The following is a 14,967-nucleotide window of genomic DNA, read 5'->3' as shown; positions in this document are numbered from 1 at the left end:
GTGGTCGGCAACACTCTATCTACAAATATAAGTATCTCATATAACTAGATACTCACGGGTTTATAGGTAAATCCCTTTCCTAAAAAACCTAACTTTATCATACGAGGAGGTAGTGAAGAGAGAAAACAAATAATGAAAGTGCAGGTATCGTGAAAACGTACCGGCACAGCTAGTGATGAGCTAGCAAAATTATAGAAAGGAAGTCTACTAACTAGACGTATGCACACGTGTAAAAGTGAATCGTAAGAGATTTATTTAAAGTGTTAGTAGCGGAAAGAGGGTACATATGGCAAAGCGTGGTACGAGAATTGCCGCCTTTTTCCTCATCGTTTTATTAATCGGTGGAGTAATTGGTGCGGCAGGAAAAGACATAGCAAAAGGAATTAGTCTAGGACTAGACCTTCGCGGTGGTTTTGAAATTCTGTATGAAGTAAAACCAGCCAAAAAAGGGGACAAAATCGATCGAGACGTACTTGTAAGTACAGTAGGTGCTCTTGAGAATCGTGTCAATGTTCTCGGTGTAAGTGAGCCGAACATTCAAATCGAAGGGCAAGATCGAATTCGTGTACAGCTTGCTGGTGTACAAGATCAGCAAAAAGCACGTGAAATGTTATCAACACAAGCGAAATTAACATTCCGTGATGTAGATGATAATCTTCTTATGGACGGAACGGATTTAAAAGGCGGCGGAGCGAAGCAAACATTTGATGAGCAAGGCCGTGCGAGCGTAGGTCTTACACTAAAGAGCGCTGAAAAATTCCGTGAAGTAACTGAAAAAATTTCAAAAATGCCACCACCAACGAATTTAATGGTAATTTGGCTTGATTTTGAAGAAGGAAAAGATTCGTACAAAGCAGAATCTGCAAAACCGAATCCGAAGTTCTTATCAGCAGCAACAGTAAACCAAGTATTTAACCAAGCTGAAGTATCTATCGTAGGTGGAAACTTCACAGTTGAAAGTGCGAAACAACTTTCATCTTTATTAAATGCAGGTGCACTTCCTGTTGATTTAAAAGAAATGTATTCAACATCTGTTGGAGCGAAGTTTGGTCAACAAGCGTTAGAGCAAACGATTTTCGCTAGTGCGATTGGTATCGCTCTTATTTTCTTATTTATGCTTGTATTCTACCGTTTACCAGGACTTGTAGCGGTTATTATGTTAGGTTTATACATTTTCGTTACATTACTTGTCTTTAACTGGATGCATGCAGTTCTTACGTTGCCAGGTATTGCGGCGTTAGTGCTCGGAGTAGGTATCGCAGTTGATGCGAATATTATTACGTACGAGAGACTGAAAGAAGAGTTGAAAATTGGTAAGTCCATGATGTCGGCATTCCGCGCTGGTAACCATCGTTCATTAGCAACAATTCTAGATGCAAACGTTACAACTCTTGCGGCAGCTGGTGTGTTATTCGTTTATGGTAATAGCTCTGTAAAAGGATTCGCAACAAGTTTAATCGTAAGTATTTTAGTTGGTTTTATTACGAACGTATTCGGTACTCGTTTCTTACTAGGTTTACTTGTAAAGAGCCGTTACTTTGATAAAAAACCAGGATATTTTGGTGTGAAACAAAAGGATATTATTCCATTAACAAAAGGTGTAGTACATCCGCCAACGAGATTTGATCGTATTAACTTCGTAAATATCGGTCATAAATTCCTTATCTTCTCGATTGTAGTTGTAATTGCGGGTGCAATTATCTTACCAATTTTCAAATTGAATCTTGGTATTGACTTTGCGAGTGGTACACGTATTGACTTGCAATCAAAACAAGCTGTTACGGTGTCTGATGTTCATAAAGATTTTAAAGAATTGAACATTGATGTGAAGGAAGAAAATATTGTACCGACTGGAGATGACAATAAAGGTTTCGCAGTTCGTACATTAGGTGTTTTATCAAAAGATGAAATTGCGAAAACAAAAACATTCTTCCACGATAAATATGGTACAGATCCAAACATCAGTACAGTTTCACCGACAATCGGTAAAGAAATTGCACGAAATGCATTTATCGCTGTACTGATTGCTTCTGCGGTTATCATTTTATACGTAAGTATTCGATTCCGATTTACGTATGCGTTATCTGCAGTGCTTGCATTATTACATGACGCTTTCGTTATGGTTGTTATGTTTAGTATTTTCCAATTAGAGGTAGACTTAACGTTTATCGCTGCAGTGTTAACAATCATCGGTTATTCTATTAATGACTCGATTGTTACATTTGATAGAAACCGTGAATTATACAAACAGAAAAAACGAGTGCGCGATATAAAAGATCTAGAAGAAATCGTAAATGCAAGTATTCGCCAAACGCTTGGTCGCTCGATTAACACCGTATTAACAGTGTTATTCCCAGTAATTGCACTGCTTATCTTCGGTAGTGAGTCACTACGTAACTTCTCGTTTGCGTTACTTGTTGGATTAATTGTAGGTACGTACTCTTCTGTTTTCGTTGCCTCTCAAATTTGGTTAATGCTTGAAAACCGTCGTTTGAAAAAGGGAAAAAACAAGAAGAAGGTTGAGAAAGTAGAATCTGAACCGCAAGTATAGAAAAGATGATGTCTCTTTATGAGGCATCTCTTTTTTCGTTTGAGGATACAATAAGATAGCAACTTTTTAACAGAAAGAAGATGGAAGAAAGTGGTGGTGTTATCGCTGTTTTTGTTAAAATAAAAAGATAGGTTAAGAAAAGAAGGGATTTTAATTATGGAAAAAGATGAACGTTTTAAACAGGCCGAGTTTGGTGCCATTGTCGGGATCGTTGGTAATATTATATTAGCGATTGTAAAGGCGGTAATTGGTTATATTGGGAACAGTAGAGCGCTATTAGCGGATGCCGTGCATTCTGCATCAGATGTAATTGGTTCGCTAGCTGTACTTTTTGGATTGCGAGCGGCAAAGCAGCCACCTGATGAAGATCATCCGTATGGTCATGGTAAAGCGGAATCGATTTCAGCGATTATTGTTGCGGTATTATTATTTATTGTGGGACTTGAAATCGCGATTTCATCTATAAAAGCTTTTTCGCAAGAACTAGAACCGCCGAAAGGAATTACGATTTTTGCTGTTGTTCTTTCAATCGTCGTGAAAGAAGGAATGTTTCAATATAAATTCCGATTAGGGAAAAGGGTAAATAGTGATGCAATTATTGCAAATGCATATGAGCACCGTTCGGATGTGTTTTCTTCAATTGCAGCTTTAATCGGTATTTGTGCAGCTATACTCGGTGGTAAGCTTGGTATAGACTGGCTTGTATATGCTGATCCGATTGCAGGATTAGTTGTTTCGCTTCTTGTTGTAAAAATGGCATGGAGCATTGGAGCGGAAGCAATTCATGCAACGCTTGACCATGTTCTTCATGAGGAGGATGTTATTCCGCTTAGAGAGGCCGTTCTTCAAGTAGATGGTGTGAAAAAAATTGGTTCTTTATATGCACGGGAGCATGGTCATTATGTTATTGTCGATATTAAAGTGTCTGTAGATCCATACATTACCGTAGAAGAAGGACACCGTATTGGAAAACATGTGAAAGAAATACTTATGAAACAAGATAATGTACAAAATGTATTCGTACATATAAATCCGTATTCTCCAAATTAAACATCATTAACATTTTAGTATATAGATATTGCATCGTAGTTTTCATTATATTGTCACCCCTTAATCTGTCTTGTATAATGAACAGGTTAAGGGGTGATTTCGTGTTACAACCGAAGACGCGTTGGAAAGAAAAAGAATATAATGACGAGCGAGTGAGTGAATTAGCAAGTAAATTACAGTTATCGCCACTTGTCGTTTCATTATTCCTCGGTAGAGGACTAGATACAGAAGATAAGATTTTAGATTTTTTAAATACAGAAAATCAAGAATTTCATGATCCGTTTTTATTAGAAGGAATGGATAGAACGGTAGAACGTGTAAATAAGGCGATTCAAAATGGAGAGCAAATATTAATATTTGGTGATTACGATGCGGACGGAGTAAGTAGTACGACGGTTTTATATCTTGCTCTTCAAGAATTAGGTGCAGAAGTAGAATTTTACATTCCAAATCGTTTTACAGAAGGGTATGGACCGAACGAAGAAGCATTTCGTTGGGCGCATAGTGCAGGTTTCTCACTGATTATTACTGTCGACACTGGCATCGCAGCAGTACATGAAGCGAATGTAGCGAAAGAGCTTGGAATAGATCTAATTATTACAGATCACCATGAGCCACCGCCAGAATTGCCAGAAGCGCTTGCGATTATACATCCGAAATTAGAAGGTGGCGTATATCCGTTTCACTATTTAGCTGGTGTAGGTGTTGCGTTTAAAGTTGCGCATGCACTATTAGGCCGTGTACCAGAACATTTATTAGAGATTGCAGTAATTGGTACAGTAGCCGATTTAGTATCACTTCATGGTGAAAATAGGTTGCTAGTGAAACGCGGTTTAAAACATATGCGTATGACGAGAAATATTGGTTTGAAGGCATTGTTTAAAGTTGCTAACGTTTCGCAAAGTGAAATTACAGAAGAGAGTATTGGCTTCTCAATTGCACCTCGTATTAATGCGGTTGGGCGTTTAGAAGATGCTGCGCCGGCTGTACACCTTTTATTATCAGATGATCCAGAGGAAGCGAAAGAGTTGGCCGAAGAAATTGATGAGCTGAACAAACTGCGAAAAGATATTGTAAAGCAAATTACAGAAGAAGCTATCGCTGAAGTTGAAAATAAATTCCCGCCAGAAGAAAACAAAGTATTAGTACTTGCAAAAGAAGGCTGGAACCCAGGGGTAATTGGAATTGTTGCTTCTAAATTAGTTGAACGTTTTTATCGTCCGACGATTGTATTAAGCATCGATCCTATAAAAGAAACAGCAAAAGGCTCAGCACGTAGTATTGCAGGATTTGATTTGTTTGCAAACTTATCAGATTGTAGAGAGTTATTGCCACACTTCGGAGGGCATCCGATGGCAGCGGGAATGACGCTACATATGAATGATGTAGATGAATTACGTCGCCGATTAAATGAACAAGCAGATGCGATTTTAACAGAAGAAGATTTTATTCCAATTACAGCAGTTGATGTTTTTTGCAAAGTAGAGGATGTAACGCTAGCGGCAATTGAAGATATGCAAAAACTAGCCCCGTTTGGTATTGGAAATCCGAAACCACGTATTGCAGTAAAAGATGCAGAGTTAGAAAGCATTCGCGCAATCGGATCAGATGGTTCTCATTTAAAAATGGCTCTTCGTGATGGACAAGCAACACTGGATACAATTGGATTTGGTTTTGGTGCATATGCTAAAGAAATCTCTCCAGTTGCAAAAGTATCTGTAATAGGAGAAGCATCCATCAATGAATGGAATAATTTTAAGAAGCCACAACTAATGGTACAAGATATTGCTGTAGAGGCGTGGCAATTATTTGATTGGCGTAGTATGCGTAATGCAGAAGCAAATTTAGCAGAACTTCCGAAAGAAAAAATAACAATGGTGTATTTTTCTGAAGAGGTATTGAATAAATTTTCTTTAGAGAGCTATAAAGAAAAGCTCATGCATGCTTCAGAAGTAACGCATTTAGATGATCAATATATCGTGTTACTTGATTTACCAAAAGGAACCGATGAATTACGTGAGTTATTTAAGGCAGGATTCCCAGCGCGAATTTATACGCTATTTTATCAAGAGAATAACCACTTATTTAGTACAGTTCCTACGAGAGAACACTTTAAATGGTATTATTCTTTCTTAAACCAAAAAACACCATTTTCTTTAAGACAATATGGAGAACAACTATGTCGTCATAAAGGTTGGTCAAAAGATACAGTAAATTTTATGACACAGGTGTTTTTTGAGTTAGAATTTGTTACAATAAAAGATGGCGTCATTTTTATGGCAGACAAAAAACAAAAGCGTGATTTAATTGAATCGAACACATATCGTGAGAAAATGAACCACTTACAATTAGAAAAAGAATTGGTTTATAGCACATATCAGCAACTATATACATGGTTTGAAACGATTCGTAATCATAAAGAAGTAGAACAGTTAGGGTAAAGGATTTGTATTTACAAACCTTTTAGATCTGAGGAGGATTCAGAAATATGGATTTCAAGCAACATATCGCAATTGTACCGGATTATCCGAAAGAAGGTATTGTGTTTAAAGACATTACACCTTTAATGAATGACGGTAAAGCATACAAAGCAGCAACAGATGCAATCGTTGAATACGCAAAAGAAAGAGATATCGATGTTGTAGTAGGACCAGAAGCTCGTGGTTTCATTATCGGTTGCCCAGTTTCTTATGCGTTAGAAGTAGGATTTGCGCCAGTTCGTAAATTAGGAAAATTACCACGTGAAGTAATTACAGTTGACTACGGTAAAGAATATGGTAAAGATGTTTTAACAATCCATAAAGATGCAATTAAGCCAGGTCAACGCGTATTAATTACAGATGACCTATTAGCTACAGGTGGAACTATCGAAGCGACAATTAAGCTAGTTGAAGAACTTGGCGGAGTTGTAGCAGGGATTGCATTCTTAGTAGAGCTTACTTACTTAGATGGTCGTAAAATGTTAGATGGTTACGATGTATTAGTATTAGAAAAATACTAATCACTATATAGGTAAAACTACGGTGATAAAAAGTACCCGTGAATCTCTTGGAGAGGAGCGGGTACTTTTGTATAATTGAACAAAAAATCATGGTGAAATGTCAGTAAAATCTTTTCCTTTTCACAATTCACAATCATTGGGTTATAATGATAGAATATAATTTATTCTATTAAATAAAGATAAAGTCAATTTTCAATAAAAGGTGATTCGATGGCAAATGAGCAGGTACTAACAGCTGAACAGGTACTCGAGAAAGCAAGTCAATATTTAGTGGATGAAGATATTGAGCTAGTAGCACGTGCCTATGAATATGCACGCGATGCGCATAGCGAACAATACAGAAAATCGGGTGAACCGTATATTATTCATCCAATTCAAGTTGCAGGTATTTTAGTTGATTTACACATGGATCCAGCTACGGTATCAGCAGGTTTCTTACATGATGTAGTGGAAGATACAGAGATTACGTTAGAAGATATTGAACGGGAATTTAACAAAGAAATTGCTATGCTTGTTGATGGTGTTACGAAGCTTGGGAAGATCAAATATAAATCTCACGAACAACAACAAGCAGAAAACCATCGCAAAATGTTTATTGCAATGGCTCAAGATATTCGAGTTATTTTAATTAAACTAGCTGATCGTCTTCATAACATGCGTACATTGAAACATTTGCCTCAAGAGAAGCAGCGTCGCATAGCGAATGAAACGCTAGAAATCTTTGCACCTTTAGCACATAGACTCGGAATTAGTACTATTAAATGGGAGCTAGAGGATACGTCACTTCGCTATTTAAATCCACAACAATATTATCGTATTGTAAATTTAATGAAGCGTAAACGTGCAGAACGTGAAGAATACTTAGACGAAGTAATGACTGGTATTCGTGAGAAATTAAAAGAAGTTGCAATTCAACCTGAGATCTCTGGAAGACCGAAACATATTTACAGTATTTATCGTAAAATGGCACTGCAAAATAAACAGTTCAATGAAATTTACGATTTATTAGCTGTACGTGTCGTTGTAAATAGTATTAAAGATTGTTATGCAGTGCTTGGAATTATTCATACGTGCTGGAAGCCGATGCCAGGTCGTTTTAAAGATTATATTGCAATGCCAAAAGCAAATCTATATCAATCTCTTCATACGACTGTAATTGGACCGAAAGGTGATCCACTTGAAGTGCAAATTCGTACGAAAGAAATGCACGAAATTGCAGAATTCGGGATCGCGGCACACTGGGCATACAAAGAAGGAAAAACAGCAGAAACAACAGGTACATTAGAGAAGAAACTCACGTGGTTCCGTCAAATATTAGAATGGCAAAATGAAGCTTCTAATGCAGAAGAATTTATGGAGTCATTAAAAATTGATTTATTCTCTGACATGGTATTCGTCTTTACACCGAAAGGCGATGTAATGGAATTACCACTTGGATCGGTTCCAATTGATTTCGCGTATCGTGTCCATTCGGAAATTGGGAATAAAACAATTGGTGCAAAAGTAAACGGGAAAATGGTGACGCTGGATTATAAATTAAAAACCGGCGATATCATTGAAATTTTAACGTCGAAACATTCATATGGCCCAAGTCAAGATTGGGTAAAACTTGCTCAAACATCTCATGCGAAAAATAAAATTCGTCAATTCTTTAAGAAACAACGTAGAGACGAAAATATTGAAAAAGGCCGTGAACTTGTTGAAAAGGAAGTACGTGGTCTAGAGTATGAGATGAAAGAAGTATTAGCGCCTGATAACTTAAAACGCGTCGCGGAGAAATTTAACTTTGCAAATGAAGAAGATATGTTTGCAGCAGTTGGATATAGCGGAATTACAGCTTCGCAAATTGTTACGCGACTAACGGACAAGTTCCGCAAGCAACGCGAAGAAGAAGAAATTGTTGAAGTCAAAGAAGTTCGTAAACCGATGAAAATTCGAAAATGGGATTCTGGTGTAAAGGTAAGCGGTGCTGATAATTTATTAATCCGTTTATCGAAATGCTGTAACCCAGTTCCGGGTGATGATATCGTTGGGTATATTACGAAAGGCCGAGGTGTATCGATTCACCGCCGTGATTGTGTAAATGTTCATACAGAAGAAGCGATAGAACGTTTATTAGAAGTTGAGTGGGAAGGTAGCCCTGAAAAAGAAATAGAGTATAACGTTGATATTGAAATTTCAGGTTACGATCGCCGCGGTTTATTAAATGAAGTACTGCAAGCTGTTACAGAGACGAAAACATACATTTCAGCTGTTTCTGGTAGAAGTGACCGTAATAAGATGGCAACAATTAATATGTCAATCTCGATTCGTAACTTACAACACTTGAAAAAAGTAGTAGAACGCATTAAACGCGTTCCAGAAATTTATGCAGTACGACGCATGATGCATTAATAGGGAGTGTAGAAAGATGAGAGTTGTTTTACAACGATCAAAGAAAGCGTCTGTCACAGTAGACGGTGAGATCGTAGGACAAATTCCGTTCGGTTTAACATTACTAGTTGGCATTACGCACGAAGATACAGAAAAAGATGCAACTTACATTGCGGAAAAAATTGCAAACTTACGTATTTTTGAAGATGAGAGCGGAAAGATGAATCATTCTGTACTTGATGTAGAAGGACAAGTTCTATCTATTTCGCAATTCACATTATACGGAGATTGCCGCAAGGGAAGACGTCCAAACTTTATGGATGCTGTGAAACCTGATTATGCAGAGCGTTTATACGATTTCTTTAATGAAGAAGTTCGTAAACAAGGATTACATGTGGAAACAGGGAAGTTCGGAGCAATGATGGATGTTTCTTTAATCAATGATGGTCCGGTGACCTTAATTGTAGAAAGTAAATAGTGTTGATAAAAAAGAGAGGGTTATATAATCCTCTCTTTTTTATACATTGTTGTATGTTTTGTTCATTTATTTGGAATTAATAGCAGTTTCGGTTATGTATAACTCTCCCATCAATATGGAACAATAAAAAGTAAAACATCCATATTGAATGTGAGGGATATACGTATGCGTATGAATGAAAAAGGGCATTCTGTTACAAATGGTGCAAATCAACTATTTAACGTGAATTTTCATGATTTTATTTCAAAAGAGCAAAACAATACTTCAATGGAGCTTGCTTCCGAGTTTGGGATTTCTCTTCAAGATGTAAAGCGTTTAAAGAAGCAGATTGAACGTTCTTAGAGCACTTGACAATCCTACTTAACAAACGTATAGTAATTTTATATTTACATATGAATATAACCGTTGATAGAGAAGAGTAAATGAGACACACATGGAAAGAGAAGGAATGTCTTAGGCTGAAAACATTTCTGCATGATGACTGATTGAATGACACTCTAGAGGTTTCAACTTGAACGGCATATACGCTTAGTAGGGATGAACGCACATTTAAGCGTTATTAAAAAAGTGGAAGCATACGTGCTTCAATTAGGGTGGCACCACGGGTATAATACTCTCGTCCCTACTGTTTAAACAGTAGAGGCGGGAGTTTTTTTATTTTTATTAAGATTAAAACAATTTGAGGAGGAACTGAATATGTCTATTCAAATCCCACGCGGAACGCAAGATATTCTTCCAGGCACTGTTGAGTTATGGCAGTATATCGAAGGGCAAGCACGCGAAATTTGCCGTCGTTACAATTATAAAGAAATTCGTACACCAATTTTTGAGCACACTGAGCTATTTTTACGCGGTGTTGGTGATACGACAGATATCGTACAAAAAGAAATGTACTCATTCCAAGATCGTGGAGAGCGCAGCTTAACATTACGTCCAGAAGGTACTGCACCTGTTGTACGTTCTTATGTTGAAAATAAAATGTTTGGTGATGCAACACAACCAACGAAATTATACTATATCGGTCAAATGTTCCGTTATGAAAGACCACAAGCAGGTCGCTATCGTCAATTCGTACAATTCGGTATCGAAGCAATCGGCAGTAATGACCCTGCAATTGATGCAGAAGTAATTGCACTTGCTGTTGAATTTTACCGCGGCATGGGCTTAAAAAATATTAAAGTTGTATTAAACAGTTTAGGTGACGCAGCGAGCCGTCAAGCACACCGTGATGCATTAATCGCACACTTTGAGCCACGTATCGGCGAATTCTGTTCTGACTGTCAATCTCGCTTAGAAAAGAATCCACTTCGAATTTTAGACTGTAAGAAGGACCGTAACCATGAATTAATGGGAACAGCACCATCTATTACAGAATACTTAAACGAAGATTCAGCAATATACTACGACAAAGTTCAAGAACTATTAACGATGATGGATGTTCCGTTTGAAAAAGATCCGAACTTAGTGCGTGGTTTAGACTACTACCAACACACTGTTTTTGAAATTATGAGTGAGGCAGAAGGTTTCGGTGCGATCACTACATTAAGCGGTGGTGGCCGTTATAACGGACTTGTACAAGAAATCGGTGGACCAGAAATGCCAGGTATCGGTTTTGCAATGAGTATTGAACGTTTAATTATGGCGCTAAAAGCTGAAAACATTGAATTACCACTTGAACATAGCATTGATTGTTACGTTGTGGCGCTTGGCGAAAAAGCGAAAGACCATGCTGCAAAAGTTGCGTTCGATCTTCGTAAAGCTGGATTGTCAGTTGAAAAAGATTATTTAGATCGCAAAATGAAAGCACAATTTAAATCAGCAGATCGTCTAAAGGCGAAATTTGTAGCTGTATTAGGAGAAGATGAGCTAGATAAAGGCATCATTAACTTAAAAGATATGGCAACAGGTGAACAAGAAGAAGTAGCGTTAGATGTATTTGCTTCATACGTAGCAGAGAAATTAATATAGGGGGAACTTACAGTGGCTGAAAGAACACATGCATGTGGAAAAGTAACAGTAGAAGCTGTTGGACAAACAGTTCAATTAAAAGGTTGGGTACAAAAACGCCGTGACTTAGGTGGATTAATCTTTATCGACTTACGTGACCGTACAGGTATCGTGCAAGTTGTATTTAACCCAGAAACATCAAAAGAAGCGTTAGAAGTAGCAGAAACAATTCGTAGCGAATACGTATTACACGTAGAAGGTACAGTTGTTGAACGTGGTGAAGGCGCAATTAATGACAATATGGCAACTGGTCGTATTGAAGTACAAGCAACGAAAGTAAATGTACTAAATGCAGCGAAAACAACGCCAATCATCATTGCTGATGATACAGATGCATCAGAAGATGTGCGTTTAAAATATCGTTATTTAGACTTACGTCGTCCAGTAATGTTTAACACATTCAAAATGCGTCATGACGTAACGAAAACAATTCGTAACTTCTTAGACACAGAAGAGTTCTTAGAAGTAGAAACACCAATTTTAACGAAAAGCACGCCAGAAGGAGCTCGTGACTATTTAGTGCCAAGTCGTGTACATGATGGTGAATTCTATGCATTACCACAGTCACCACAGTTATTTAAACAGCTTCTTATGGTCGGCGGATTTGAGCGTTACTATCAAGTAGCACGTTGTTTCCGTGATGAAGATTTACGTGCGGATCGTCAACCGGAATTCACGCAAATCGATATCGAAGCTTCATTCTTAACACAAGATGAAATTTTAGATATGATGGAGCGTATGATGACGAAAGTTATGAAGGATGCAAAAGGTGTAGAAGTTAGTGCACCATTCCCTCGTATGAAATATGCTGATGCAATGGCTCGCTACGGTTCTGATAAGCCAGATACACGCTTTGAAATGGAACTAACAGACTTATCTGAGTTTGCAGCAGGTTGTGGCTTTAAAGTGTTTACAAGTGCTGTAGAAAGCGGCGGACAAGTAAAAGCAATCAATGCAAAAGGTGCTGCAAGTAAATATTCTCGTAAAGACATCGATGCATTAACTGAATTCGTGAAAGTATACGGTGCAAAAGGTTTAGCTTGGCTTAAAGTTGAAGAAGACGGTTTAAAAGGACCGATTGCAAAATTCTTCGGTGAAGAAGATGCAAATGTGTTAATGAGCACATTAGAGGCTACTGCTGGCGACTTATTACTATTCGTAGCAGATAAGAAGAGCGTTGTTGCAGATAGCTTAGGCGCACTTCGTTTACGTCTAGGTAAAGAGCTTGAGTTAATTGATGAAAGTAAATTTAACTTCCTATGGGTAACTGATTGGCCACTTCTTGAGTACGATGAAGATGCAGATCGTTACTTCGCAGCTCACCACCCATTCACAATGCCATTCCGTGAAGACGTTGAGTTACTAGAAACAGCACCAGAAAAAGCACGTGCACAAGCATATGACCTTGTATTAAACGGTTATGAGCTTGGTGGTGGATCACTTCGTATTTACGAGCGTGACGTACAAGAAAAAATGTTTAAAGCACTTGGATTCTCACAAGAAGAAGCGCAAGAGCAATTCGGATTCTTATTAGAAGCATTCGAATACGGTACACCACCACACGGCGGTATTGCATTAGGTTTAGATCGTCTTGTTATGCTGCTTGCAGGCCGTACGAACCTTCGTGATACAATTGCATTCCCGAAAACAGCAAGCGCAAGCTGCTTATTAACAGAAGCTCCAAGCCCAGTTGCAGAAGCACAGCTTGAAGAGTTAAACTTAAAATTAAGCTTAAAAGAAGAGAAGTAAGAATAGGGTCTAGATGGTTATACTATAACCGTCTAGACTTTTTTTGAGAGGTTGTTTAAAAAGTCCGGTTTAGATAACTGTCGCATCTCATCGTTGCTTCGCCAGTCCGGTGCTCGAGTAGTATTTTTCTACACTGCGCTCCTCCTGGCTTCAGCGCCTCGATCTGCTCGGTTCTCTGAATCCTCTTTTTTAAACGTGTATTGAAAGGAAGTTTAAAAAGTCCGGTTCAGATAACTGTCGCATCTCATCGTTGCTTCGCCAGTCCGGTGCTCGAGTAGTATTTCTACACTGTGCTCCTCCTGGCTTCAGCGCCTCGATCTGCTCGGTTCTCTGAATCCTCTTTTTTAAACGTGTATTTAGGAAGAAATGAAATTCTGGTCTATGTTTTCATTTTCGAAATATGTATTTTTAGGAATTCTATAACTTTTTCTATACAAATAGTCGGAAAAACGCTAGAATACATGGTAGACCATTTTTGTAATAGGAGTGTAGAGCTGAATGTTACATCAATTTTCACGTAATGAATTAGCCTTCGGTAAAGAAGGACTTGAAATATTAAAAAATAGTACAGTCGGTATTTTAGGAATTGGCGGCGTAGGTTCATTTTCAGCTGAAGCGTTAGCGCGTTCTGGAGTAGGACGTCTCGTATTAGTTGATAAAGACGTTGTAGATATTACAAACGTAAACCGTCAAATTCACGCTTTAGTATCTACTGTAGGACGTTCAAAAGTAGAATTAATGAAAGAGCGTATTGCAGACATTAATCCGGAATGTGAAGTAATTGGACTAGAAATGTTTTATACAGATGAAACATATGAAGAGTTCTTTAAACACGGTTTAGATTTCGTAGTGGATGCATCTGATACGATTACGTTCAAAATCCATTTAATTAAACAATGTTTACGTCGTAAAATTAAAATTATCTCATGTATGGGTGCAGCAAATAAAATGGACCCAACTCGTTTCCGTATTGCGGACATTTCTAAAACACACACAGATCCGATTGCGAAAGTCATTCGTACGAAGCTTCGTAAAGAGGGTATTAAAAAAGGTGTAAAAGTTGTCTTCTCTGACGAAAACCCAATCGTAATTCGTGAAGAAGTACGTAAAGAAATCGTACCAGACGAAAATGCAAAAATTCGTAAAGCGAAATTACCGCCTTCATCAAATGCATTCGTACCATCTGTGGCAGGCTTAATTATGGCAAGTCACGTTGTACGTGAACGTATTAAAAATGTAGAAGTGAAACGTGTAGGGCAAGAATAAAAGAAAAGCATATATCCATTTTAATCTGTACCCTTTGTAAAGGACATTTTGAAAAAAGTTAGGCAACATCAAGAAGATGATTTCTGTATCCAACAGGAGTCATCTTTTTTAAATTCCATTGATATCTATAATGATTATAATACGTCATATATTTCTTAATCTCTTGTTTCAATTCATTAAAGGACACGCAAGGTTTTATATGAGCTTCATCTTTCAGATGACCAAAAAATGATTCTTGTGGGGCGTTATCCCAACAGTTTCCTCTTCTTGACATGGATTGTCCTAGGTTTAGCTTTTTAACTAGCTTTTGATAGGTAGGGCTTGTGTAGTGGGATCCTTGATCTGAATGAATATAAGCACCTTCAGTCAATCGAATCCGCGGATTCCTTTTTAGTTTATGGAGAGTTGTCGTTACGAGCTCTAATGTCATCTGTTCTGAAACATGGTAAGCTAAAATTTCATTAGTTGAGCCGTCTAAAATTGTAGATAAAT

The 14,967-nt window shown here is 37.8% G+C and carries 11 protein-coding genes and 1 other annotated feature; of the genes, 10 read left to right on the top strand and 1 reads right to left on the bottom strand.

Going from position 1 to position 14,967, the window contains the following annotated elements; translation table 11 throughout:
- Window positions 1–286: 286 nt before the first annotated feature.
- The 10 genes from secDF (at window position 287) to ACS2CR_RS30080 (ending at window position 14,475) form a co-directional block, all read left to right on the top strand.
- Entirely contained in the window at window positions 287–2,551 is a 2,265-nt protein-coding gene (gene secDF, locus ACS2CR_RS30125; protein WP_001119065.1) for a protein translocase subunit SecDF, read from the top strand.
- Window positions 2,552–2,707: 156 nt separating this feature from the next.
- Window positions 2,708–3,601 carry a cation diffusion facilitator family transporter gene (locus ACS2CR_RS30120; protein ID WP_053512759.1) on the top strand — a complete coding sequence of 298 codons (894 nt, stop codon included), beginning with the start codon at window positions 2,708–2,710 and terminating at the stop codon, window positions 3,599–3,601.
- A 101-nt stretch (window positions 3,602–3,702) separates the two neighbouring features.
- Complete coding sequence (recJ, locus tag ACS2CR_RS30115; protein ID WP_000941236.1) at window positions 3,703–6,042, top strand: single-stranded-DNA-specific exonuclease RecJ; 2,340 nt, start codon at window positions 3,703–3,705, stop codon at window positions 6,040–6,042.
- A 47-nt stretch (window positions 6,043–6,089) separates the two neighbouring features.
- Window positions 6,090–6,602, top strand: coding sequence for an adenine phosphoribosyltransferase (locus ACS2CR_RS30110; protein WP_000346215.1), 513 nt, complete (start codon window positions 6,090–6,092; stop codon window positions 6,600–6,602).
- Between the two features lie 210 nt (window positions 6,603–6,812).
- Complete coding sequence (gene relA / locus ACS2CR_RS30105) at window positions 6,813–8,996, top strand: GTP diphosphokinase (RefSeq protein WP_001262811.1); 2,184 nt, start codon at window positions 6,813–6,815, stop codon at window positions 8,994–8,996.
- Between the two features lie 16 nt (window positions 8,997–9,012).
- Complete coding sequence (locus ACS2CR_RS30100; protein ID WP_153602479.1) at window positions 9,013–9,453, top strand: D-tyrosyl-tRNA(Tyr) deacylase; 441 nt, start codon at window positions 9,013–9,015, stop codon at window positions 9,451–9,453.
- A 165-nt stretch (window positions 9,454–9,618) separates the two neighbouring features.
- Entirely contained in the window at window positions 9,619–9,795 is a 177-nt protein-coding gene (locus ACS2CR_RS30095) for a hypothetical protein (RefSeq protein ID WP_001242605.1), read from the top strand.
- 54 nt (window positions 9,796–9,849) lie between these two features.
- Window positions 9,850–10,080 (top strand) — a binding site (T-box leader).
- A gap of 69 nt (window positions 10,081–10,149) precedes the next feature.
- Complete coding sequence (hisS, locus tag ACS2CR_RS30090; protein WP_000027081.1) at window positions 10,150–11,421, top strand: histidine--tRNA ligase; 1,272 nt, start codon at window positions 10,150–10,152, stop codon at window positions 11,419–11,421.
- Window positions 11,422–11,433: 12 nt separating this feature from the next.
- Window positions 11,434–13,209: an aspartate--tRNA ligase gene (gene aspS, locus ACS2CR_RS30085; protein ID WP_000840898.1), complete on the top strand. Its 1,776-nt coding sequence runs from the start codon at window positions 11,434–11,436 to the stop codon at window positions 13,207–13,209.
- Between the two features lie 498 nt (window positions 13,210–13,707).
- Entirely contained in the window at window positions 13,708–14,475 is a 768-nt protein-coding gene (locus ACS2CR_RS30080) for a tRNA threonylcarbamoyladenosine dehydratase (RefSeq protein ID WP_000903182.1), read from the top strand.
- 58 nt (window positions 14,476–14,533) lie between these two features.
- Here ACS2CR_RS30080 and ACS2CR_RS30075 read toward each other — a convergent pair.
- Window positions 14,534–14,967: IS3 family transposase (locus ACS2CR_RS30075; RefSeq protein ID WP_438906127.1), on the bottom strand; the 434-nt coding region annotated here is incomplete at its 5' end.

Origin of the sequence: Bacillus cereus group sp. BceL291, from assembly GCF_051776705.1 — a bacterium.
In the GTDB taxonomy this organism is placed as follows: domain Bacteria; phylum Bacillota; class Bacilli; order Bacillales; family Bacillaceae_G; genus Bacillus_A; species Bacillus_A cereus.
The sequence above is the reverse complement of the archived record's forward strand: the minus strand, read 5'-3'. Positions and strand labels throughout refer to the sequence as shown.

Excerpts from the sequence above, each read along its gene's own strand:
- secDF (WP_001119065.1), top strand. The coding sequence starts at position 287 with ATGGCAAAGCGTGGTACGAGAATTGCCGCCTTTTTCCTCATCGTTTTA.
- ACS2CR_RS30120 (WP_053512759.1), top strand. The coding sequence starts at position 2,708 with ATGGAAAAAGATGAACGTTTTAAACAGGCCGAGTTTGGTGCCATTGTC.
- ACS2CR_RS30110 (WP_000346215.1), top strand. The coding sequence starts at position 6,090 with ATGGATTTCAAGCAACATATCGCAATTGTACCGGATTATCCGAAAGAA.
- relA (WP_001262811.1), top strand. The coding sequence starts at position 6,813 with ATGGCAAATGAGCAGGTACTAACAGCTGAACAGGTACTCGAGAAAGCA.
- ACS2CR_RS30100 (WP_153602479.1), top strand. The coding sequence starts at position 9,013 with ATGAGAGTTGTTTTACAACGATCAAAGAAAGCGTCTGTCACAGTAGAC.
- ACS2CR_RS30095 (WP_001242605.1), top strand. The coding sequence starts at position 9,619 with ATGCGTATGAATGAAAAAGGGCATTCTGTTACAAATGGTGCAAATCAA.
- hisS (WP_000027081.1), top strand. The coding sequence starts at position 10,150 with ATGTCTATTCAAATCCCACGCGGAACGCAAGATATTCTTCCAGGCACT.
- ACS2CR_RS30080 (WP_000903182.1), top strand. The coding sequence starts at position 13,708 with ATGTTACATCAATTTTCACGTAATGAATTAGCCTTCGGTAAAGAAGGA.